This window comes from Pseudomonas sp. HLG18, assembly GCF_051903985.1.
Lineage (GTDB): Bacteria > Pseudomonadota > Gammaproteobacteria > Pseudomonadales > Pseudomonadaceae > Aquipseudomonas > Aquipseudomonas fluorescens_BT.
In genome coordinates this window covers 6309947-6330929 of sequence record NZ_CP195831.1, presented here as the reverse complement: position 1 = coordinate 6330929, position 20983 = coordinate 6309947, and the positions used below count along the sequence as shown (strand labels likewise).

The window sequence follows — 20983 nt, the reverse complement described above, 5'->3', positions numbered from 1 at the left end:
AGGACCTGACTATTCCAACCTGAGCACAGCAAGGAAGGCTTCTTGTGGAATTTCCACGTTGCCGACCTGCTTCATGCGTTTCTTACCGGCCTTTTGCTTCTCGAGCAGTTTCTTCTTACGACTGACGTCACCGCCGTAGCATTTGGCCAATACGTTCTTTCTGAGCGCCTTGACGGTTGTCCGGGCAACGATCTGACCGCCAATGGCAGCCTGGATCGCCACGTCGAACATCTGACGAGGAATCAGTTCTTTCATCTTCTCGGTCAGCTGGCGACCTTTGAAGTGCGAGTTGTCACGGTGCACGATCAACGCCAGGGCATCGACCTTGTCGCCGTTGATCAGCACGTCCAGTTTCACCAGATTAGCCGATTGGTAACGATCGAAATGGTAGTCCAGCGAAGCATAGCCGCGGCTGGTGGATTTCAGACGGTCGAAGAAGTCCAGGACCACTTCGTTCATCGGCAGGTCATAGGTCACCTGGACCTGGTTGCCAAGGAACAGCATGTCGACCTGAACACCGCGTTTTTCGATGCACAGGGTGATGACGTTACCCAGATGCTCCTGCGGTACCAGGATGTTGGCACGCACGATTGGTTCGCGCATGTCTTCGATCGCGGACACGTCCGGAAGCTTCGACGGGTTGTCGACGTAAATCGTTTCACCGGTTTTCAGCACCAGTTCGAAGATTACGGTCGGCGCCGTGGTGATCAGGTCCAGGTCGTATTCACGCTCCAGGCGCTCCTGGATGATCTCCATGTGCAGCATCCCGAGGAAGCCGCAACGGAAGCCGAAGCCCAGTGCGTCGGAGCTTTCCGGGGTGTATTGCAGCGACGAGTCGTTCAGGGTCAGTTTCTGCAGTGCTTCGCGAAAATCCTCGAAGTCGTCGGAGCTGACCGGGAACAGGCCGGCATAAACCTGTGGCTGAATGCGTTTGAAACCTGGCAGCACCGGGACATCCGGGGTGGAGCTCAGGGTCAGGGTGTCACCGACCGGCGCACCGTGAATGTCCTTGATGCTGGCGATGATGAAGCCCACTTCGCCAGCCTTCAGGTCCGCGGTGGCGGTGTGTTTCGGGTTGAACACGCCGACGCTGTCGACCAGGTGCACCTTGCCGGTGGACTTCACCAGGATCTTGTCGCCCTTTTTCACGCGGCCATGACGCACGCGCACCAGAGAGACAACGCCCAGGTAGTTGTCGAACCAGGAGTCGATGATCAACGCTTGCAGCGGATCTTCGATGTTGCCGGTCGGCGCAGGAATGGTGGCGACCAGACGCTCGAGCACTTCGTCGACACCCAGGCCGGTCTTGGCGCTGCAGGTGACGGCGTCGGTGGCATCGATGCCGATGATCTTCTCGATCTCGTCCTTGACGCGGTCAGGCTCGGCCTGCGGCAGGTCGATCTTGTTCAGGACCGGCATGACCTCCAGGCCCTGCTCGATGGCGGTGTAGCAGTTGGCCACGGACTGGGCTTCTACGCCCTGACCGGCGTCAACCACCAGCAAGGCACCTTCACACGCGGCCAGGGAACGGCTGACTTCATAGGTGAAGTCGACGTGGCCCGGGGTGTCAATGAAGTTCAGCTGGTAGGTAACGCCGTCTTTGGCTTTGTAATAGAGGGTAACGCTGTGGGCCTTGATGGTGATCCCGCGTTCGCGCTCCAGATCCATGGAATCCAGTACCTGGGCTTCCATTTCACGCTCGGCCAGACCACCGCACATCTGGATGAAACGGTCAGCCAGCGTCGACTTGCCATGGTCAATGTGGGCGATGATGGAGAAATTGCGGATATGACTCAAATCACTCACGGATCAACACTCAAAAAGGCTGCAGGCTTGGCCCGCCGAAAAATAGCCGGGAATTGTACCTGATACACGGCGCAAGCGTCACGTTCGCCTGTCACCCGGATTGCATGCAAAAACGCCCCGGTCTGGCGACCGGGGCGTTTTCAAAGCTAAAGCGTGGGTGAAACCTTGTTCATCAACCGGCTCGACGCAGTAACCAGACACCCGCCAGGGCACAGACGCCTGCCGGCACCAGCACCGCGAACAGTGGCGAGAAGCCGAACACCAGGCTGGATGGACCGAGCAGATCCTGGACGATGCGGAAGGTGAACCCCACCAGCACACCGGTGAACACTCGCTGACCGAGGGTCACCGAACGCAGCGGCCCGAAAATGAAGGAGATCGCCATCAGCACCAGAGCGGCGGTCACCAGCGGCTGCAACACCTTGACCCAAAAAGCCAGCCAGTAACGGCCATTGCTCAGTCCCTGATCCGCCAGGTAGTGGATGTAACCCCACAGACCGGTGATCGATAGCGCCTCCGGAGCCATGACCACGGTATTGAGCAGTTGCGGACTGATGGAAACATCCCAGTCCTCGGTCGGCGTGTTGACGACTTCGGTGCTGCGCTCATGGAACAGCGTGGTGGTGACATCGGTAAGCTGCCAGCGGGTGCCATCGAATTCGGCGCGCTTGGCAAAGCTCGAACTCAGCAGATGACGCTCCTTGTCGAAGTGATAGCGGGTCACGCCATACAACAGCCCATCGGGTTGAACGGCGTTGATGTGGATGAACTCGTCGCCCTGACGGTGCCACATACCGTGTTTGGCGCTCTGCGCGTCGCCGCTGCCCTGGGCAAGCGAGCGATTGGCCTGCGCCATGCTCTCGGTGGCCGGCGCAACATATTCGCCGATCAGTACGCCGGCCAGCATCAGTACCAGCATCGGCTTCATGACCGCCCAGACGATACGCCCGATGGACACACCGGCGGCGCGCATCACGGTCAGTTCGCTGCTGCTTGCCAGACTGCCGAGACCGATCAGACAGCCGATCAGCGCCGCCATCGGCAGCATGTCGTAGAGCCGGCGCGGCGCGGTCAGCAGTACGAAGCTCAGCACGTCGACCAGCGTGTAGGTTTCGCTGACGTCGCTCATCTCGTCGATAAAGGCAAACAGGGTGGCCAGGCCAAGAATGATCGCCAGTACCGCGATGATCGCGATGAATACGCTGCTGCCGATATAGCGGTCGAGTTTAACCACGGGCCACCTCCAGCGCAGCGCTGCGACGACTGGCCAGCTTCAGGCGCAGCGGCTCCCAGTACAGCAGGCCGATACCGATGGCCAGGAAGATCGCATGCACCCACCACAGCCCCAGGCTCGCCGGGATCTTGCCTTTTTCGAGGGCGCCGCGAGCGGCAATCAGGATGGTCAGGTAAGCCATATAAAGAAGAATCGCCGGCAACAACTTGAGGAAGCGCCCCTGGCGCGGATTGACCCGCGACAGCGGCACCGCCATCAGGGTCACGATAAATACCAGCAGCGGCAGCGACAGACGCCATTGCAGTTCGGTTTTTGCGCGGATGTCGTCGCTGGCCATCAGGGCCGACGTCGGCATGGCGTCACGGTCGGTGACTTCCTCGCTGACATCCGGCTTGGGCAGCAGTACGCCATAGGTTTCGTAATGGATGGCGCGATAGTTGGCCAGTCCCGGGCTGCCGTCATAACGGTAGCCGTTGTGCAGGATCAGGTAGCGGTTGCCGTCGGGGCGGATTTCCTGCCGGCCCTTTTCAGCCACCAGCACGGAAATCCCGCGATCGGCCTGATTGGCACCGAGGTTTTTCTGCGAGATGAACACGCTGCCCAGGTTGACCCGGTCGTCGCTCAAGGTTTCGGTGTAGGTCACCCGGGTACCATCGCGCAATGCCTGGAAGCGGCCCGGCTCCAGAGTATCGAACTCGGTCAGCGCATCCTGCTTGTTCAGCAGCAGCTGGAACTGGTTGGCACCTTGCGGGGCCAGGCTCAGGCTCAGCCATGCCACCACCAGCGCCACCAGGGTGGCGGGAAACAGGGTCATGCGGAACAGGCGCTGCTGGCTCATGCCAGTGGCCGACAGCACGGTCATTTCGCTTTCGAGGTACAAACGGCCGTACGCCAGAAGGATCCCGAGGAACAGGCCCAATGGCAGGATCAACTGCATGAAGCCCGGCAGACGGTAGCCCATGATCAGGAACAGCGATCCCGGATCGAGCTGGCCCGCGGCGGCCTGGGCAAGGTATTTGATGAAGCGACCGCTCATGATGATGACCAGCAGCACGGCACTTACCGCACTCAGGGTCAACAGGACTTCGCGGGACAGATAACGGAAGACGATCAAACCAGACACTCCAGGGTTGTCAGGCTAAGGCGGCCAAACAAGCAAACGTCTCGACGGGCCCGCAGGGCAGAGCCGTCGAAAAAAGATGCGGCATTATCCTGTGATTGAGGGCGCCTGTCACTGCGCACACTCACCCAAGCGTGCAATCCGTTGAAGATCGTACAACCGAGGGTTGTCAGGCGCAGGGAGCGAGGTTCAAACTGCGGCCCTTGTCGCAGGCGCTGGCCTGCGCCTCTTCTCTCTATATAAGCAGGCGACGGCGGTCACGTCGAACGCCTGCGTGTTGACCATTCATTCAGGGATCCGGACATGGAACTGGTTGTAAAAAGCGTTAGCCCAGAAACGTTGAAAACCGCCACCCTGGTGGTTGCCGTCGGCGAAGGCCGCAAACTCGGCGTCGCCGCCAAACAGGTCGACGAACTGAGCGGCGGCGCCATCAGCGCGGTGCTCAAGCGTGGCGACCTGGCCGGCAAGGTCGGCCAGAGCCTGTTGCTGCACAGCCTGCCGAACCTGAAAGCCGAACGCGTGCTGCTGGTCGGCGTGGGCAAGGATGAAGAGCTGGGCGACCGCCCGTTCCGCAAGATCGTCGCCGGCATCCTCAACACCCTTAAAGGCCTGGGCGGCAGTGACGCCGTACTGGCACTCGATGAAATCATCGTCAAGAACCGCGACAGCTACGGCAAGACCCGCCTGCTGGCCGAAACCCTGGTCGACGGCGAATACACCTTCGACCAGTTCAAGAGCCAGAAAGCCGAACCGCGCGCCCTGAAGAAAATCACCCTGCTGACCATCAAGGCCGCTCAGGCCGAAGTGCAACGCGCCGTGAACCACGCCACCGCGATCGCTAACGGCATGGCATTCACCCGCAACCTGGGCAACCTGCCGCCGAACATCTGCCATCCGACGTTCCTCGGCGAGCAAGCCAAGAACCTCGGCAAAGAGTTCAAGGATCTGAAAGTCGAAGTCCTCGACGAGAAGAAGATCAAATCCCTGGGCATGGGTTCGTTCTACGCCGTCGGCCAGGGCAGCGCCCAGCCGCCACGCCTGATCGTCATGCAGTACAACGGCGGCAAGAAATCCGAAAAGCCGTACGCGCTGGTCGGTAAAGGCATCACCTTCGACACCGGCGGCATCAGCCTGAAGCCGGGCGCCGGCATGGACGAGATGAAGTACGACATGGGTGGCGCCGCCAGCGTGTTCGGTACCCTGCGCGCCGTGCTGGAACTGAAGCTGCCGATCAACCTGGTGTGCATCCTGGCCTGCGCCGAGAACATGCCGAGCGGCACCGCTTCGCGTCCGGGCGACATCGTGACCACCATGAGCGGCCAGACCGTGGAAATCCTCAACACCGACGCCGAAGGCCGCCTGGTGCTGTGCGATGCCCTGACCTACTCCGAGCGCTTCAAGCCGCAAGCGGTGATCGACATCGCCACCCTGACCGGTGCCTGTGTCGTAGCCCTGGGTGCTCACACCTCCGGCCTGCTGGGCAACAACGACGAACTGATCGAGCAACTGCTGAGCGCCGGCAAGGCTGCCGACGACCGCGCCTGGCAACTGCCGCTGTTCGATGAGTATCAAGAGCAGCTGGACAGCCCGTTCGCCGACATCGCCAACATTGGCGGGCCGAAAGCCGGCACCATCACTGCTGCGTGCTTCCTGTCGCGCTTCACCAAGAACCTGAACTGGGCGCACCTGGACATCGCGGGCACCGCGTGGACCAGCGGCGGCAAGGACAAGGGCGCCACCGGCCGTCCGGTTCCCCTGCTGACCCAGTACCTGCTGGATCGCGCCAAGGCCTGAAACCGATGACTGCGAGCGGCGCCTCTTTAGAGGGGCGCCGCTTTCAGCTCAGGAACCGCAATGACCAAAGTCGACTTTTATATCCTGCCCAGTGCCGATCCCTCGGCGCGTCTGGATTTTGCCTGCAAGCTCACAGAGAAGGCCTGGCGGATGGGCCACCGCATCTACCTGCACTGCAGCGATGCGGCCCAGCGTGATGACCTCGATGCGCGACTGTGGTCCTTCAAGGGCGAAACCTTTGTGCCCCACGGCCCTGCCGAAAATGAACCGGATGGTTTGATCGTGCTTGGACTGGGTGACGACTGCGGCCAGCATCAGGATTTGCTCGTCAACCTGGACCTGAAAGTCCCGGCCTTCGCCAACAAGTTCGCCCGGGTGGCGGAAGTGGTGGTGGAAGATCCGGCGATCCGTTCGGCGGCGCGGGAGAGTTTCCGTTTCTACCGGGAACAGGGCTATCCTCTGCAAGACCACCGTTTACAGCGACTCTGAGTACGCCGATGGACACTCCAAAACCGCTGCAAAAACCCGCGCACCTGCTGGATGACCTTGAGTCGATCCGCCAGCTGCTGGGTGATGACAATCTGCAACCGCCGCTGCTGACCGACACGGTCGATGAGGGCGAGCAGGAACAGATTCCGATGCTGTTCGACACGATCGACAACGCACCACAAGCTGTCGAACCGACTCCCGCCCCTGTCGCGAAGCCCGCCACTGCGACCGCCGCGCCTGCGGATAAAGGCCCCGACGCCCTGCTGCACCTGGACAGCGAACTGCGCGCCGCCGCACAACTGATCATGCAGGACGTGATCGACGACTTCGCACCGCACATCGAAACCGAAATCAAACGTCGCCTCGAGGCGCGGATGGAACGGCTTCTCGCCCAGTACGAATAATTCCCCGGTCTCCGCAGGAGCTGGCCTGCCAGCGATAGCATCACCGCGCCTTTCCTGAAAAACCGCGGAGCGTGCATCGCCGGCAGGCCGGCTCCCACATTTAAGTCTCCACCCGGCCCGCCCCGCTCGCCCTGCGCCCCATGCCCCGCTATACTTCCCGGCTTTTCCTGAATAAATGCCAATAGGGTCCCGCCGCGCATGGATAAGACCTACCAGCCGCACGCCATTGAAACTTCCTGGTACAACACCTGGGAGTCCGAGAACTACTTCGCCCCGCAAGGCGCGGGCGACTCCTACACCATCATGATCCCGCCGCCGAACGTCACCGGCAGCCTGCACATGGGTCACGGCTTCAACAACGCGATCATGGACGCCCTGATCCGTTTCCGTCGCATGCAGGGTCGCAACACCCTGTGGCAGCCGGGCACCGACCACGCCGGTATCGCCACGCAGATGCTGGTGGAGCGTCAACTCGAAGCCCAGGGCCAGAACCGCCACGATCTGGGCCGGGAAAAATTCCTCGAGAAAGTCTGGGAATGGAAGGATCAATCCGGCGGCAACATCAGCCGTCAGATCCGCCGCCTCGGTTCGTCCGTGGACTGGAGCCGCGAGCGCTTCACCATGGACGACGGCCTCTCGGAAGCCGTTAAAGAAGCGTTCGTGCGCCTGCACGAAGACGGTCTGATCTATCGCGGCAAGCGTCTGGTCAACTGGGACACCAAGCTGCACACGGCGATTTCCGACCTTGAAGTGGAAAACCACGACGAGAAAGGTTTCCTGTGGAACCTGAAGTACCCGCTGGCCGACGGCGCGAAAACCGCTGAAGGCAACGATTTCCTGATCGTCGCGACCACCCGCCCGGAAACCATGCTCGGCGACTCCGCCGTCGCGGTAAACCCGAACGACGAGCGCTACAAAGCCCTGATCGGCAAGTTTGTCGAGCTGCCGCTGGTCGGCCGCCGCATCCCGATCATCGCCGACGATTACTGCGATCCTGAATTCGGCACCGGCTGCGTGAAAATCACCCCGGCCCACGACTTCAACGACTACGAAGTCGGCAAGCGCCACAACCTGCCGCTGCTGAACATCTTCGACAAGAACGCCAACGTGCTGCCGGCAGCGCAAGTGTTCAACCTCGACGGCACGCTGAACGACAGCATCGACGGCAAGATTCCGGCCGAGTACGCCGGTCTTGAGCGTTTCGAAGCGCGCAAGCAGATCGTGGCTGCGTTCGACGCCGCCGGCCTGCTGGTCAGCGTCGACGATCACAACCTGAAAGTGCCGAAAGGCGACCGCTCCGGCACCGTCATCGAGCCGTGGCTGACCGACCAGTGGTACGTGTCCACCAAGCCGCTGGCCGAGCCTGCGATTGCTGCGGTTGAAGACGGTCGCATCCAGTTCGTGCCGAAGCAGTACGAAAACATGTACTTCTCGTGGATGCGCGACATCCAGGACTGGTGCATCAGCCGTCAGCTGTGGTGGGGCCACCGCATCCCGGCCTGGTACGACGAGTCGGGCAAGGTCTACGTCGGTCGCGACGAAGCCGAAGTACGCGCCAAGCACAACCTCGGCCCGGACGTTGCGCTGCAACAGGACAACGACGTGCTCGACACCTGGTTCAGTTCGGGCCTGTGGACCTTCTCCACCCTGGGCTGGCCGGAAAAAACCGAGTTCCTGAAAAAATTCCACTCCACCGACGTGCTGGTGACGGGCTTCGACATCATTTTCTTCTGGGTTGCCCGGATGATCATGCTGACCATGCACCTGATCAAGAACGAGGACGGCACGCCGCAGGTTCCGTTCAAGACCGTTTACGTGCACGGTCTGGTGCGTGATGGCCAGGGCCAGAAGATGTCCAAGTCCAAGGGCAACGTCCTGGACCCGCTGGACATCATCGACGGCATCGAGCTCGAAACCCTGGTGCAGAAACGCACTTCCGGTCTGATGCAGCCGAAACTGGCGAAGAAGATCGAGAAGCAGACCCGCGAAGAGTTCGCCGACGGCATCGCCAGCTACGGCACCGACGCCCTGCGCTTCACCTTCTGCTCCCTGGCGTCCACCGGTCGCGACATCAAGTTCGACATGGGCCGCGTCGAAGGCTATCGCAACTTCTGCAACAAGATCTGGAACGCCGCGCGTTATGTTCTGGACAAGGGCGAAGACTGCGGCCAGAACGGCGAAGCCTACGAGCTGTCGCTGGCGGATCGCTGGATCATCTCGCAACTGCAACGCACCGAAGCCGAAGTGACCCGTCAACTGGATCAGTTCCGTTTCGACCTGGCGGCGCAAGCGCTGTACGAGTTCATCTGGAACCAGTACTGCGACTGGTACCTGGAACTGTCCAAGCCTGTGCTGTGGGACGAAAACGCGCCGGTCGAGCGTCAGCGCGGAACTCGCCGCACGCTGGTTCGCGTACTGGAAGTGGCGCTGCGTCTGGCGCATCCATTCATGCCGTTCATCACTGAAGAAATCTGGCAGCGCATCGCGCCGCTGGCCGGCATTCAGGGCAAGACGATCATGCTGCAACCTTGGCCGGTGGCCAACGAAGAGCGCATCGATCCGGCAGCCGAAGACGACATTGAATGGCTCAAGGGCCTGATGCTCGGCACCCGTAACATCCGTGGCGAAATGAACATCGGCCCGGGCAAACCGCTGCCGATCTACCTGAAAAACGTCACTGCTGAAGACCAGCGTCGCCTGACCGAGAACGAAGCGCTGCTGAAGAAGCTGGCGCGTCTGGAATCGATCACCGTGCTGGCGGCCGGCGAAGAAGCGCCGCTGTCCGCCACCGCACTGGTTGGCGAGATGGAAGTGCTGGTGCCGATGGCCGGCCTGATCGACAAGAACGCCGAACTGGCGCGTCTGGACAAGGAAATCCTGCGCCTGCAGGGCGAAGTCCAGCGGGTTGGGGGCAAGCTGTCCAACGCCGGTTTCGTTGACAAGGCCCCGGCCGAGGTCATCGAGAAGGAACGCGCCAAACTGGCCGAAGCCGAACAGGCTCTGGCCAAGCTGGCCGAGCAGCACGCGCGGATTGCCAGCCTGTAACGGCAAATCGCACAAAAAAGGGAGGCCCGCAACGGCCTCCCTTTTTTGTGCCCGGCACTTTTCCGGCCAACAACACGGCTCCCTGTGGGACAATAGCCGCCACTTTCAGCCCTACCCGAATCGACCACGCCCATGAACGCCCCACGTACACCGAAACCTGCGCGCAAGAAGCCTGACTCCGCCACCCCGGCCAAGCCCGTGGCGCCGCGTAAAGAGGCCAGCCTGCACCCGCGCAATCGCCATCAGGGTCGTTACGACTTCCCGGCGCTGATCAAGACCACGCCGGAACTGGCGAAGTTCGTGATCACCAACCCGTACGGCAAGGAAAGCATCGACTTCGCCAGTCCCGATGCGGTGCGTGTGTTCAACCGGGCGCTGCTCAAGTCGTTCTACGGTATCCAGCATTGGGATATTCCGGCCGACTATCTGTGCCCGCCGGTGCCGGGCCGCGCCGACTACATCCACTTCCTGGCTGACCTCTTGGCCAGCAACAACGACGGTGTGGTTCCGCGCGGCGCCATCGTCAACGTGCTGGATATCGGCATGGGCGCCAACTGCGTGTATCCGCTGATCGGCAACAGCGAATATCGCTGGCACTTCCTCGGCTCGGAGATCGATCCGACCGCCGTGGCCGCCGCCAGGGCCATCGTCCAGTCCAACGACCTGAACAAGGTCATCCAGCTGCGCCAGCAGGAGAACCGCAAGCACATCCTGATCGGCCTGCTGGAACCCGGCGAGCGCTTCGACCTGACCATGTGCAATCCGCCGTTCCACGCGTCGATGGAAGAGGCCACCAAGGGCAGTGAGCGCAAATGGCGAGCTTTGGGCAAGGCTGACCCGAAACGCAAACTGCCGGTGCTGAACTTCGGCGGTCAGTCAGCCGAATTGTGGTGTGAAGGCGGCGAAGCGCGCTTCGTGACGCAATTGATCGCCGAAAGTGCGAACTTTGCGCACAAGGTATTGTGGTTCAGCACCCTGGTCTCGAAAGCCTCGAACCTGCCCGCCATCGAAACCGCGCTGAAAAAGGCCGGCGCGCTGGAAAGCCAGGTGGTGGAAATGTCCCAGGGGCAGAAGCAGAGCCGCTTCGTCGCCTGGACCTTCCAGACCAAGTCCGAGCAGCAGATCTGGCGGCGCGAACGCTGGGTTCGCAAGTAATACGTTTCAACGGGGCGGCGCGTGATCGCAAAGCAGCCGCCGCTACTGCTGAAACACAAACAGCAGGCGTAAAAAAACCGTGCCCGGATCACTCCGGCGCACGGTTTTTTTTGTATCGCTGCGTCTTACTTGTTCACAGCGTCGGTCAGGCCTTTGGCCACAACCAGCTTGATCACTTTCTTGGCAGGGATTTCGATGGCAGCGCCAGTCGATGGGTTACGGCCAGTGCGGGCAGGACGCTCGGTCACTTTCAGCTTGCCGATACCTGGCAAGGTGATTTCGCCGCCGTTTTCCAGCTGATCGGCAACGATTTGGCCCAGTTGGTCCAGAGCGTTACGCGCGGTGGTTTTCGGCGCGTCGATAGCTTCAGCGATGTCGGCGATCAGTTGGTCTTTAGTAAGAGCCATGTAGTGTTCCTTCCCTATCAAATTCATATGGATTGCAGAGTGCAGTGTCAGCCATCGAGCCCGATCTTCTGGATCTGGCACCCTCGGCGATAACCACGACGAGTCGGGGTTATAGATGCCGAAATCAGGGTTTGGTTCGACCTGACAAATGCTGAATGCACGCTTAACGCAGTGACTACGCGTAAGACCGGGCAAAACTAGCACAGAGACAAGGAAATATCCGCCTCTAGCTAGCCAAATGGTCAGGTTTATTGCGCTAAATCGGTAAATAAATGCATAAGCGCTGCCCCATGACCCCGAATTGCCCTTCACCCCGCGCCAAAACCAGTGGTTGCGGTACACTGAGCGCTTTTTCGGGGGAGCCCGCCCTCCTCCCTTTCACTTGCCGAGAAGCCCATGCCGATCCGTCATTGCATCGTCCACCTGATCGACAAAAAACCCGATGGCACACCCGCCGTCCTGCACGCCCGTGACTCCGAACTGGCTGAATCCGCCGCCATCGAGAACATGCTCGCCGACCTCAACGAGAGCTATAACGCCAAACAGGGCAAAGCCTGGGGGTTGTTTCATCCAGAGTCCGGCGCGTTCCCGTTCAGCGGCTGGCTGAAGGAATACATGGAAGGCGGCAAGGACTTCACCGCGTTCAGCAAGGTCGCGGTCGAGCACCTGCAAAAGCTGATGGAAGAATCGAACCTGTCCGTCGGCGGCCATGTGCTGTTCGCCCATTACCAGCAAGGCATGACCGATTACCTGGCCATCGCCCTGCTGCACCACAGCGAAGGCGTGGCGGTGACCGATGAGCTGGACGTGACCCCGTCGCGCCACCTCGACCTCGGTCAACTGCACCTGGCGGCGCGGATCAACGTCTCCGAGTGGCAGAACAACAAGCAGTCCAAGCAGTACATCTCGTTCATCAAGGGCAAGAACGGCAAGAAGGTCTCGGAATATTTCCGTGACTTCATCGGCTGCCAGGAAGGCGTCGACGGCCCGGGCGAGACCCGCACGTTGCTCAAGGCCTTCAGCGACTTCGTCGAGAGCGAAGACCTGCCGGAAGATTCCGCCCGCGAGAAGACCAAGACCCTGGTCGACTACGCCAGCAGCCAGGCCAAGCTCGGCGAACCGATGGGCCTGGAAGAACTGTCGGAGCTGATCGACGAAGAACGCCCGAAAGCCTTCTACGATCACATCCGCAACAAGGATTACGGGCTGTCGCCGGAGATCCCGGCGGATAAGCGCACGCTCAACCAGTTCCGCCGCTTCACCGGTCGCGCCGAAGGCCTGTCGATCAGCTTCGAAGCGCACCTGCTGGGCTCGAAGATCGAATACGACGAAGAAGCCGGGACGCTGGTCATCAAGGGCCTGCCGACCTCGCTCACCGATCAGCTGAAGCGGCGCAACTGATGCTCGGCAATGTGCTGAAAAAGGTCGCGCTGATTCTGCTGGTGGTCGTGGTTTACCAGAACTGGGGCAAGATCGAGCGGGTGTTCAACCCGTCGCAGATGGCGTCCGAGCAGGTTCGCGCCAATGCCCATGTCGTGCTGTACGCCACGGACTGGTGCGGCTACTGCAAGCAGACCAAACGCTTTCTCGATCAGAAAGGCATTCCATTCAAGGAATTCGACATCGAGAAGGACGCCGAGGCGCGCAAGGCCTACGAAGCGCTGGGCGGACGCGGGATCCCGCTGATCGACGTCAATGGCACGTTGATTCGCGGGTTTGATCCGGACGAGATTCTCGCGGCACTGAAATGAACGAGGGAGCCAATCGGCTCCCTCGGTTGTTTCAGCGCTTCTCGATTCGGAAACCGAAGCGCGGGAAGTGCACATGCACTAAACCGCCACGTTCGTCTTCACGGCGCAGGATCAGCTCCTCGCGACCGGCAAACACCAGCTCACCAGCCACCGGATCTACACCGTAGTCTGTCGCTGCGATCAGCACCTGCTGACCTGCCACGAATCCGTTCGGATCAGTGAATGCTTCGTCCGGCAACGCCGCCGGCGTCGAACTGCGCGCGATTTCCAGTGCTTCCTCCGAGCTCATCTCGCTGGCCGCGCCATGGCCAAAACCGAGCACACGCCCCAGCCACGCCGACACCGCCGGATAAGCATCCACCAAGGGCGCCGTCACGTGCGTGGCCTTGAGGAACCACAGTGGATGAGCCATGGCGAAGTCGGCAATCGACGGCTCGCCAAACAGGAAGTCACCGTCTTCACGCTGCAACTGCTGCTCCAGACGCGTCATGAAGGTCGGCCAATTGTGCCTGGCCTGCTCGGCCGACAGCCTGGTCGCGCTGCCACCGCTGAACAGTCCGGCACGATCGGCGAGGAAGGCCTTGATCGCTTCCGGCGACAACTTGCCGAAACGCACCGCCACCGACTCCGGCTGGAACACCAGGCTCACCGCATGCTGGAACACCGCCGAATCGGCCCAGGCGGCGAAACTGGCAACGATCATTTCCTGACCTTCCGGGAAGAACGAAGGCTGGGCCTTTTCCTGCTCGAGGCGACGGGCGATCAGCGCGGTATCGCAATAGATGTCGGCGCCGATCTGCAGCACGGGCGTCTTGCGGTAGCCACCGGTCAGGGCCGTCAGATCCGGCTTCGGCATCACCGGCGAGATGTGCACCGAACGCCAGGACAAGCCCTTGAAACCCAACAGCAACCGGGCCTTTTCGGCGAATGGAGAGGTCGGGTAATGATGCAGAATCAACTCGGACATGCTCGGCTCCGCCGTACAGAAAGTGAGCCAGCAGCTTAGCGCGCAATTCGTTCGCGGCCTACGGATCCGGCTGATGGGAAATGATCAGTCAGGTTGATAAGGCACTAAAAAACCGCCTCAGCCAAGGCTGAGACGGCTTCCCACATCAATGACCCTACATCAGGTCATCGAAGTGATCTCGCAGGAACTCGTAAAAGCGAAACGCTTTGAACGACCTCCATACGAGGCTCAGAGTACGTAGCAAAAGCTTCATACGTTTTGGCCTCCGGTTGGGGGCCAAACCTCCAGCGTGCTTACCGGACCACGTACGCCTTCGGAATACACGCTAGTGTGTCCATTGAGGCGGCCGGTTGTGACACCCTCTGAAATATCATTCCGGCGCGGGAGCAACCCCGTGTCAGAGGGCATGAAACCTTTAAGCCAATCGGCCAGACCTCATAGTTGCACTGTCATGCGAGCGGACAGATCGTAATCGGGTTTCTCATCCGACGTTTAAACAAATGAATCAAAAATCGCATTTTTCTGAAAAATGTTTTTAGGCTTGCTCGATTGCATAAAGCCGAATAATCTTCGTCCACGCTAGTGTGTCCATTGAGATGCAGTAAACCCGGCCGCAAACCGGCGTTTACAGAAAAAACCGCCCCGCAAAGGCGGTTTTTTTTCGCCTGTCGTTTGCCTGAGGCAGCGCTTCTACATGCGGGACTTCTACCGTTCGCACCGGATCAATCAGGCCGATAAGACGCCACCAGACATTCCTTCGCACTTTTCCTGAGCTTCTTGATCAACCGCTCCTGACGCAACGCATCACTCTTGTCGCGACAACGCTCGGTATAGACCAGCGCCATCGCCGGGCTCGAGAGAAAGAATCGTGCGCCCTTGCCGCTCTGGTGCTTGGCGAAACGGCGCACGGGATCATCGCTGATCCCGCAGTACAGCGAGCCGTTGGCGGCGCGTACGAGGTAGACGAACCAGGATTTGCTCACTGGAGCGTCGGCATCGAGAGGATTTTCGCTGAGGCGGGTCACGGGACAATTCAGGCGTAAGGAAAACAGGCCGCGATCTTATCAGCGACTCGCCTGAAATGCCTTCAGCCCTTTCAGCGCCTGGGCGCGGACGGCGTTGCGCACCAGCGGCGTCCAGCCCAGCAGCAGGCCCTTGAAGCCCAGCGCCTGACGCGACCAGCGCCACAGGTCGAAATAATCGTGGTGTTCACAGATCTTGCCGTCACGGAAGACGAAGCGTGCCTGGATGTCGTTGATCACGACGTTGCCGGTCTGGCTGAACAGGTAGGTCGCCACCCAGTGGGCGCCGCCGCTGCGCTCGTCGGCGCGGACGTTGTCGAAGGTCAGGGAAAAGTCTTTGGCCCGGGTGGTGAGCATGCGCCACATGTCGCCGGCATCACGACCGCGCAGCTCGCCAAAGGCCGGATCGCTGAACACCACGTCGTCGGTGTAGCAGGCGGCCATGGCCTCGGCGTCGAGGCGCTGGAAAGCCTGGTAGAAACGGGTGATCAGGGCGCTGTGGGCTTCTTCACTCATGGGCAATCTCCAGGAAAGGTACAGATTGCCAGCACGATAATCCGCAAACGCCCGAAACACTATCGGCATTCGCATTCCGAATACCGACAGTGTGTGCGTATCAGACCTTTTCGCTGACCACCTGCACGTACAACGCACGCCCGGCACCGAGGCCAGCGAGGATTGCACCCGCACCAATGATGCCGAAAATCCAGCCCACGGCGTTCCAGCCACCGGTCCAGTCATGCACCACGCCGACCGCGAACGGCCCCATCGACGCGAGGGTGTAACCAAAGCCCTGGGACATGCTCGACAGGTTCGCCGCTACGTGGGAATCCCGCGAGCGCAAGACGATCAGGGTCAACGCCAGGCTGAACGTACCGCCCTGCCCCAGGCCCAGCAGGATCGCCCAGCCCCACAGGCCTTCGATCGGCGCGTAGAGGCAACCGAACAGGCCGCCGAGGGTCAGCGCCATCACTACCACGATCGCCAGACGCTGATCCTTGCCGCGCGTGGCCAGCCACGGCGCCGCCAGGGAGCTGGCGAGCTGGATGATCACCGAACCGGACAGCACAAGGCCCGCCTGTGTCGGCGTCAGCCCACGACCGATGAGGATCGACGGCAACCAGCCGAACACGATGTAGGCCAACGACGATTGCAGGCCCATGTACAAAGTCACTTGCCACGCCAGCGGATCACGCAGCAGACCGCGGACCCGATAGGCAACGTTGTGCGCGCCGTGCTTCTGGCCGATCTGCGGCAGCCAGAACACCGCCGCGACCAGCGCCGGAATCACCCAGAAGCCCAGGCCCATGGCCCAGCTGTGGTCGAAGTGTTCGCTCAACGGCACGCTGGAACCCGCCGCCATTGCGGCACCCAGGCACAGAGCCATGGTGTAGACACCGGTCATGGTGCCGGCGTGTCTGGCGAAGTCGCGCTTGACGATGCCCGGCAGCAAGACGCCGATGATGCCGATACTCGCGCCACCCAGCACGCTGCCGGCGAACAGACCGATTTCGCCGAAGTTGCTGCGCAGGATGATGCCGCCGGCCAGTGTCAGCAGAATCCCCAGCACCACCCGCTCGGCACCGAAACGTCGCGCCAGCACCGGAGCCAGCGGAGCGAACAGACCGAGGCACAACACTGGCAACGTCGTCAGCAACCCCGCCTGTGCGGCGGACAAGCCAAGGCTTTTCGACACGTCACTGAGCAGCGGCGCCATGCTCGACAGCGCCGGACGCAGGTTCAACGCCACCAGAATCAGCCCCAGCAGCAACAGCCACGGGCGACGTACCAATGGATGACTTTGCTGCACCTGCTCGTCATCGGCCTCGGCGTCGATCAACAACTCTTCGAGCTCGGCCTTGCGAACGGGGGCTGGGGAGGCTTCTGGGCGGGACATGGGTTTCTCGGTTTCAAGGTTCATTAATCAACTGCCTCGACAGGGCTTTGGCCCGCTCCGGATCGCGCTGCTCGACGGCCTCGAGCAAGGCGACGTGCAAATCGAAGACTTCCTGTCGACGGGGGACGATGTTCAGGGTCTGGCGCAGTTGCGCGCCGACGATGCTGGAGAAATAGCGATACAGCTCGCTGAGGGTCGGGTTGTGCGCGGCGTCCACCAGACGGCGGTGGAACACCAGATCGCAGCGGATGTAACTGTCGAGGTCGCCGTGGTAGTGGCTGCCGGCAACACCCAGCGCCTCCCGAAGGCCCGCCAGATCCTCATCGGTGCGACGCAACGCCGCCAGACCGATGGCCTCGACTTCAAGGATGTGCCGGGTTTCCCGGGCCTGATCCAGCGAGCACTTGGACAACGCCTTGAGCGTGTCCATCGGGTCCACCACCGCCCGCAGATAGCTGCCGTCACCCTGGCGGATTTCGATCAGCCCGGAGAACGCCAGCACCCGCATGGCTTCACGCACCGTGTTGCGGCTGATGCCGAGTTCGACGCACAGCTCGGGTTCGGTCGGCAGGCGCTGACCGACCTGCCAGGTGCCGTCGGTGATGCGCTGGCGCAATAGATCCAAGGCCTGATCGACCAGGGATCGTTTGATCAATAAAGAGTTTTCAGACATGCAATTCGCCCTGTCATCCAATCATGGGATGAATTTACTGACAGGGTAGTCAGATTCTTCAAACAGGGCAATCGGTAAAATCCGGGCAAAAATAAACCCGGAACTGTGTCCGGGTTTATTTCAAGGCCTGAATCGGATCAATGCAGAATCTGACTCAGGAACAGCTTCGTCCGATCATTCTGCGGATTGTCGAAGAAGTCGTTCGGTGCCGCCTGCTCGACGATTTCGCCCTTGTCCATGAAGATCACACGGTTGGCCACTGTGCGGGCGAAGCCCATTTCGTGGGTCACGCAGAGCATGGTCATGCCGTCTTCGGCCAGTCCGATCATGGTGTCGAGCACCTCTTTCACCATTTCCGGGTCAAGTGCCGAGGTCGGTTCGTCGAACAGCATGATTTTCGGTTTCATGCACAACGCGCGGGCAATCGCCACACGCTGCTGCTGGCCGCCGGACAGTTGCCCCGGGAACTTGTGCGCCTGCTCCGGAATGCGTACGCGTTCCAGGTAGTGCATGGCGATTTCCTCGGCCTTGCGCTTGGGCATCTTGCGCACCCACATCGGTGCCAGGGTGCAGTTCTGCAGAATGGTCAGGTGCGGGAACAGGTTGAAATGCTGGAACACCATGCCGACTTCACGACGGATCGCTTCGATCTGCTTGAGGTCGTTGGTCAGCTCCACGCCGTCGACCACGATGCGGCCCTGCTGGTGCTCTTCCAGACGGTTGAGGCAGCGGATGGTGGTGGACTTGCCGGAACCCGACGGGCCGCACAGCACGATACGCTCGCCCTGCTTGACGTTGAGGTTGATGTCTTTCAGCACGTGGAACTGGCCGTACCACTTGTTCACGCCCTGCATCTGAATGATGCCTTCAGGGCCCACTGGCTTTTTGATTGCTTCGCTCATCGAAAAAACTCCTAACGCTTGTGGCCAGTGTCGAGCTTGCGTTCCAGATGCATGGAATAGCGCGACATGCCAAAACAGAAAATCCAGAACACCAGGGCGGCGAACACGTAGCCTTCGGTGGCCATGCCCAGCCATTTCGGATCGGCAGCGGCTTGCTTGACGCTGTTGAGCAGGTCAAAGAGGCCGATGATGATCACCAGGCTGGTGTCCTTGAACAGCGCGATGAAGGTGTTGACGATGCCGGGAATCACCAGTTTCAGGGCTTGCGGCAGAATCACCAGGCCCATGGCGCGCCAGTAACCGAGGCCCATCGCGGCCGCGGCTTCGTACTGACCTTTGGGGATCGCTTGCAGACCGCCGCGCACCACTTCGGCGACGTAGGCCGACTGGAACAGGATCACGCCGATCAGTGCCCGCAGCAGCTTGTCGAAGTTCATGCCTTCGGGCAGGAACAGCGGCAGCATCACCGAAGACATGAACAGCACGGTGATCAGCGGCACGCCACGCCAGAACTCGATGAACGTCACGCAGACCACACGAATGGCCGGCATGTTCGAACGGCGCCCCAGGGCCAGCATGATCCCCAGCGGCAGCGCGCCGGCGATACCGACGGTGGCGATCACCAGGGTCAGCATCAGGCCGCCCCACTGGCTGGTGGCAACGGCGCTCAGGCCGAACACGCCGCCATGCAGCAGGCACCACGCAACGATCGGATAGATCACCAGAAAGCTCAGCCCGTACACCGCTTTACGCGGCACGCGTTTGATGAACAGCGGGGCCACACCGATGACCGCCAGCCACACGGTCAGGTCCACGCGCCAGCGCAGATCTGCCGGGTAGTAGCCGTACATGAACTGGCCGAAACGCTGCTCGATGAACACCCAGCAGGCGCCCGCCTTGGTGCAGTCGGCGCGGGTGGTGCCGACCCAGTTGGCATCGAAGATCGCCCAACTGAGCAGCGGCGGAACCACCAGGTAGATCAGATAGAACGCAAACAGGGTCAGCAGGGTGTTGAGCCAGCTGGAGAACATGTTCGCGCGTATCCACGCCATCGGGCCGAAGACCTTGGCCGGCGGTGGCATGTCGGGTTTGAATGTATGAGTACTCATGCGCTATTCCTTACCGCTCGATCAGCGCAATGCGCTTGTTGTACCAGTTCATCAGCAGGGAAATGCTGATACTGATCGCCAGGTACACGCTCATGGTGATGGCAATGACTTCGATCGCCTGACCGGTCTGGTTCAGCACGGTGCCGGCGAACAGCGAAACCATTTCCGGATAACCGATACCGGCCGCCAGCGAGGAGTTCTTCGCCAGGTTCAGGTATTGGCTGGTCAGCGGTGGAATGATCACGCGCAGCGCTTGCGGAATGATCACCTTGCGCAGGGTCGGACCGTTGCGCAGACCGAGCGAACGGGCCGCTTCGGTCTGGCCGTGGCTGACCGACTTGATCCCCGAACGCACGATTTCGGCGATGAACGCCGCGGTGTACACGGTCAGGGCCAGGGTCAGGGCCAGCAGTTCCGGAATCAGCACCCAGCCGCCGACGAAGTTGAAGCCTTGCAGCTTCGGCATTTCCCAATGCAGCGGCGCGCCGAAGATCAGCGCACATAGCGCCGGGATCACCAGGAATATCGCCAGGCCGACCCAGAACTTGTGGAACGGCTCGCCGGTTTCCTCAAAGCGCTTGTTGGCCCAGCGGCTCATCAGCACGATGGCAACGATCGCCACCACAATGCTGACCACGAATGCCCAGAAGCCGTCGGCCATTTGCGCGGCCGGCATGTTCAGGCCACGGCTGCTGACGAAGAAGGTGTCGCCGAAGTTGTGGCTGTTGCGCGGCCCCGGCATGGTCAGGAACACCGCGAAATACCAGAACAGGATTTGCAGCAGCGGCGGAATGTTGCGGAAGACTTCCACATACACGGTCGCCAGTTTGCTGATGATCCAGTTCGGCGACAGCCGCGCCACACCGATGATGAAGCCCAGCAGGGTCGCCAGGATCACGCCGATGAAAGTCACCAGCAAGGTGTTGAGCAGACCGATCACGAACACCCGGGCATAGCTGTCCGCTTCGGTGTAGGAGATCAAGTGTTGAGCGATGCCGAACCCGGCACTGCGCTCCAGAAAGCTGAACCCGGACGTGATGCCCCGGTGCTGCAGGTTGGTCTGGGTGTTGTCGAACAGATACCAGCCCATGGCGACCACCGCCACGACGGTGATGATCTGAAATAGCCACGCACGCACACGCGGATCGCTGAGGCTGAACCTCTGCTTTGGTGCGCCGATTGAATTTTGCATGAAGTGCCCCGCAAGA

19 protein-coding genes are annotated in these 20983 nt (G+C 60.9%); 7 read left to right on the top strand and 12 right to left on the bottom strand.

All coding sequences use genetic code 11. The features are described from left to right. Positions 1-9: 9 nt before the first annotated feature. The 3 genes from lepA to lptF all read right to left on the bottom strand — a co-directional run bounded on the left by lepA (position 10) and on the right by lptF (position 4154). Positions 10-1806 carry a translation elongation factor 4 gene (gene lepA / locus ACSPX5_RS28925; protein ID WP_085608162.1) on the bottom strand — a complete coding sequence of 599 codons (1797 nt, stop codon included), beginning with the start codon at positions 1804-1806 and terminating at the stop codon, positions 10-12. A 172-nt stretch (positions 1807-1978) separates the two neighbouring features. Next, positions 1979-3040 (bottom strand): LPS export ABC transporter permease LptG, encoded by a 1062-nt coding sequence (gene lptG, locus ACSPX5_RS28920; protein ID WP_169428980.1) that lies wholly within the window; start codon positions 3038-3040, stop codon positions 1979-1981. Next, a complete protein-coding gene (gene lptF / locus ACSPX5_RS28915; RefSeq protein WP_169428979.1) occupies positions 3033-4154 on the bottom strand; it encodes an LPS export ABC transporter permease LptF in 1122 nt (373 codons plus the stop codon). The genes lptG and lptF overlap by 8 nt, the downstream gene beginning before the upstream one ends. Before the next feature lie 309 nt (positions 4155-4463). Here lptF and ACSPX5_RS28910 point away from each other — a divergent pair, with 309 nt between their 5' ends. From ACSPX5_RS28910 to rlmF, 5 genes are all read left to right on the top strand, one after another. Further along, complete coding sequence (locus ACSPX5_RS28910; RefSeq protein ID WP_007957362.1) at positions 4464-5954, top strand: leucyl aminopeptidase; 1491 nt, start codon at positions 4464-4466, stop codon at positions 5952-5954. A 60-nt stretch (positions 5955-6014) separates the two neighbouring features. Continuing rightward, positions 6015-6443 carry a DNA polymerase III subunit chi gene (locus ACSPX5_RS28905; RefSeq protein WP_439820735.1) on the top strand — a complete coding sequence of 143 codons (429 nt, stop codon included), beginning with the start codon at positions 6015-6017 and terminating at the stop codon, positions 6441-6443. 8 nt (positions 6444-6451) lie between these two features. Continuing rightward, positions 6452-6847 (top strand): DNA polymerase III subunit chi, encoded by a 396-nt coding sequence (locus ACSPX5_RS28900; protein WP_439820734.1) that lies wholly within the window; start codon positions 6452-6454, stop codon positions 6845-6847. 198 nt (positions 6848-7045) lie between these two features. Further along, positions 7046-9892 carry a valine--tRNA ligase gene (locus tag ACSPX5_RS28895; protein ID WP_085697239.1) on the top strand — a complete coding sequence of 949 codons (2847 nt, stop codon included), beginning with the start codon at positions 7046-7048 and terminating at the stop codon, positions 9890-9892. A 132-nt stretch (positions 9893-10024) separates the two neighbouring features. Next, entirely contained in the window at positions 10025-11047 is a 1023-nt protein-coding gene (rlmF, locus tag ACSPX5_RS28890) for a 23S rRNA (adenine(1618)-N(6))-methyltransferase RlmF (protein WP_085747006.1), read from the top strand. Positions 11048-11172: 125 nt separating this feature from the next. On the opposite strand, the gene ACSPX5_RS28885 is transcribed toward rlmF, so the two are convergent. Next, the gene (locus ACSPX5_RS28885) at positions 11173-11454 is read right to left on the bottom strand and encodes an HU family DNA-binding protein (RefSeq protein ID WP_003221909.1); all 282 of its coding nucleotides are present in this window, start codon (positions 11452-11454) and stop codon (positions 11173-11175) included. Positions 11455-11850: 396 nt separating this feature from the next. Here ACSPX5_RS28885 and yejK point away from each other — a divergent pair, with 396 nt between their 5' ends. Together yejK and ACSPX5_RS28875 are read left to right on the top strand one after the other, a co-directional pair. Then, positions 11851-12855 carry a nucleoid-associated protein YejK gene (gene yejK / locus ACSPX5_RS28880; protein ID WP_039769496.1) on the top strand — a complete coding sequence of 335 codons (1005 nt, stop codon included), beginning with the start codon at positions 11851-11853 and terminating at the stop codon, positions 12853-12855. Beyond that, positions 12855-13205 (top strand): glutaredoxin family protein, encoded by a 351-nt coding sequence (locus tag ACSPX5_RS28875; RefSeq protein ID WP_439820733.1) that lies wholly within the window; start codon positions 12855-12857, stop codon positions 13203-13205. The genes yejK and ACSPX5_RS28875 overlap by 1 nt, the downstream gene beginning before the upstream one ends. Positions 13206-13236: 31 nt before the next feature. Here the strand turns inward: ACSPX5_RS28875 and ACSPX5_RS28870 are convergent, their stop codons facing one another. From ACSPX5_RS28870 to ACSPX5_RS28835, 8 genes are all read right to left on the bottom strand, one after another. Then, on the bottom strand, positions 13237-14172 hold the full coding sequence (locus tag ACSPX5_RS28870; RefSeq protein WP_439820732.1) for a glutathione S-transferase family protein: 936 nt from the start codon (positions 14170-14172) through the stop codon (positions 13237-13239). A 722-nt stretch (positions 14173-14894) separates the two neighbouring features. Continuing rightward, on the bottom strand, positions 14895-15197 hold the full coding sequence (locus ACSPX5_RS28865; RefSeq protein ID WP_439820731.1) for a GIY-YIG nuclease family protein: 303 nt from the start codon (positions 15195-15197) through the stop codon (positions 14895-14897). 39 nt (positions 15198-15236) lie between these two features. Continuing rightward, a complete protein-coding gene (locus tag ACSPX5_RS28860) occupies positions 15237-15710 on the bottom strand; it encodes a nuclear transport factor 2 family protein (RefSeq protein WP_439820730.1) in 474 nt (157 codons plus the stop codon). 100 nt (positions 15711-15810) lie between these two features. After that, a complete protein-coding gene (locus ACSPX5_RS28855) occupies positions 15811-17115 on the bottom strand; it encodes a CynX/NimT family MFS transporter (protein WP_439820729.1) in 1305 nt (434 codons plus the stop codon). Next, complete coding sequence (locus ACSPX5_RS28850) at positions 17105-17764, bottom strand: FadR/GntR family transcriptional regulator (protein ID WP_439820728.1); 660 nt, start codon at positions 17762-17764, stop codon at positions 17105-17107. Before ACSPX5_RS28850 ends, ACSPX5_RS28855 begins: the two co-directional genes overlap by 11 nt. A 137-nt stretch (positions 17765-17901) precedes the next feature. Then, positions 17902-18666, bottom strand: a complete 765-nt coding sequence (locus ACSPX5_RS28845) for an amino acid ABC transporter ATP-binding protein (protein WP_003221897.1) — start codon at positions 18664-18666, stop codon at positions 17902-17904. A gap of 11 nt (positions 18667-18677) precedes the next feature. Next, a complete protein-coding gene (locus ACSPX5_RS28840) occupies positions 18678-19775 on the bottom strand; it encodes an amino acid ABC transporter permease (protein WP_169428969.1) in 1098 nt (365 codons plus the stop codon). Positions 19776-19785: 10 nt separating this feature from the next. Then, positions 19786-20967: an amino acid ABC transporter permease gene (locus ACSPX5_RS28835; protein WP_169428968.1), complete on the bottom strand. Its 1182-nt coding sequence runs from the start codon at positions 20965-20967 to the stop codon at positions 19786-19788. Positions 20968-20983 lie beyond the last annotated feature (16 nt).

Coding starts and splice junctions, on each gene's coding strand:
- ACSPX5_RS28840 (WP_169428969.1), bottom strand. CDS start 19,775: ATGAGTACTCATACATTCAAACCCGACATGCCACCGCCGGCCAAGGTC.
- ACSPX5_RS28900 (WP_439820734.1), top strand. CDS start 6,452: ATGGACACTCCAAAACCGCTGCAAAAACCCGCGCACCTGCTGGATGAC.
- ACSPX5_RS28845 (WP_003221897.1), bottom strand. CDS start 18,666: ATGAGCGAAGCAATCAAAAAGCCAGTGGGCCCTGAAGGCATCATTCAG.
- ACSPX5_RS28875 (WP_439820733.1), top strand. CDS start 12,855: ATGCTCGGCAATGTGCTGAAAAAGGTCGCGCTGATTCTGCTGGTGGTC.
- ACSPX5_RS28850 (WP_439820728.1), bottom strand. CDS start 17,764: ATGTCTGAAAACTCTTTATTGATCAAACGATCCCTGGTCGATCAGGCC.
- ACSPX5_RS28835 (WP_169428968.1), bottom strand. CDS start 20,967: ATGCAAAATTCAATCGGCGCACCAAAGCAGAGGTTCAGCCTCAGCGAT.
- ACSPX5_RS28860 (WP_439820730.1), bottom strand. CDS start 15,710: ATGAGTGAAGAAGCCCACAGCGCCCTGATCACCCGTTTCTACCAGGCT.
- ACSPX5_RS28905 (WP_439820735.1), top strand. CDS start 6,015: ATGACCAAAGTCGACTTTTATATCCTGCCCAGTGCCGATCCCTCGGCG.
- ACSPX5_RS28870 (WP_439820732.1), bottom strand. CDS start 14,172: ATGTCCGAGTTGATTCTGCATCATTACCCGACCTCTCCATTCGCCGAA.
- ACSPX5_RS28895 (WP_085697239.1), top strand. CDS start 7,046: ATGGATAAGACCTACCAGCCGCACGCCATTGAAACTTCCTGGTACAAC.
- ACSPX5_RS28910 (WP_007957362.1), top strand. CDS start 4,464: ATGGAACTGGTTGTAAAAAGCGTTAGCCCAGAAACGTTGAAAACCGCC.
- ACSPX5_RS28885 (WP_003221909.1), bottom strand. CDS start 11,454: ATGGCTCTTACTAAAGACCAACTGATCGCCGACATCGCTGAAGCTATC.
- yejK (WP_039769496.1), top strand. CDS start 11,851: ATGCCGATCCGTCATTGCATCGTCCACCTGATCGACAAAAAACCCGAT.
- ACSPX5_RS28855 (WP_439820729.1), bottom strand. CDS start 17,115: ATGAACCTTGAAACCGAGAAACCCATGTCCCGCCCAGAAGCCTCCCCA.
- rlmF (WP_085747006.1), top strand. CDS start 10,025: ATGAACGCCCCACGTACACCGAAACCTGCGCGCAAGAAGCCTGACTCC.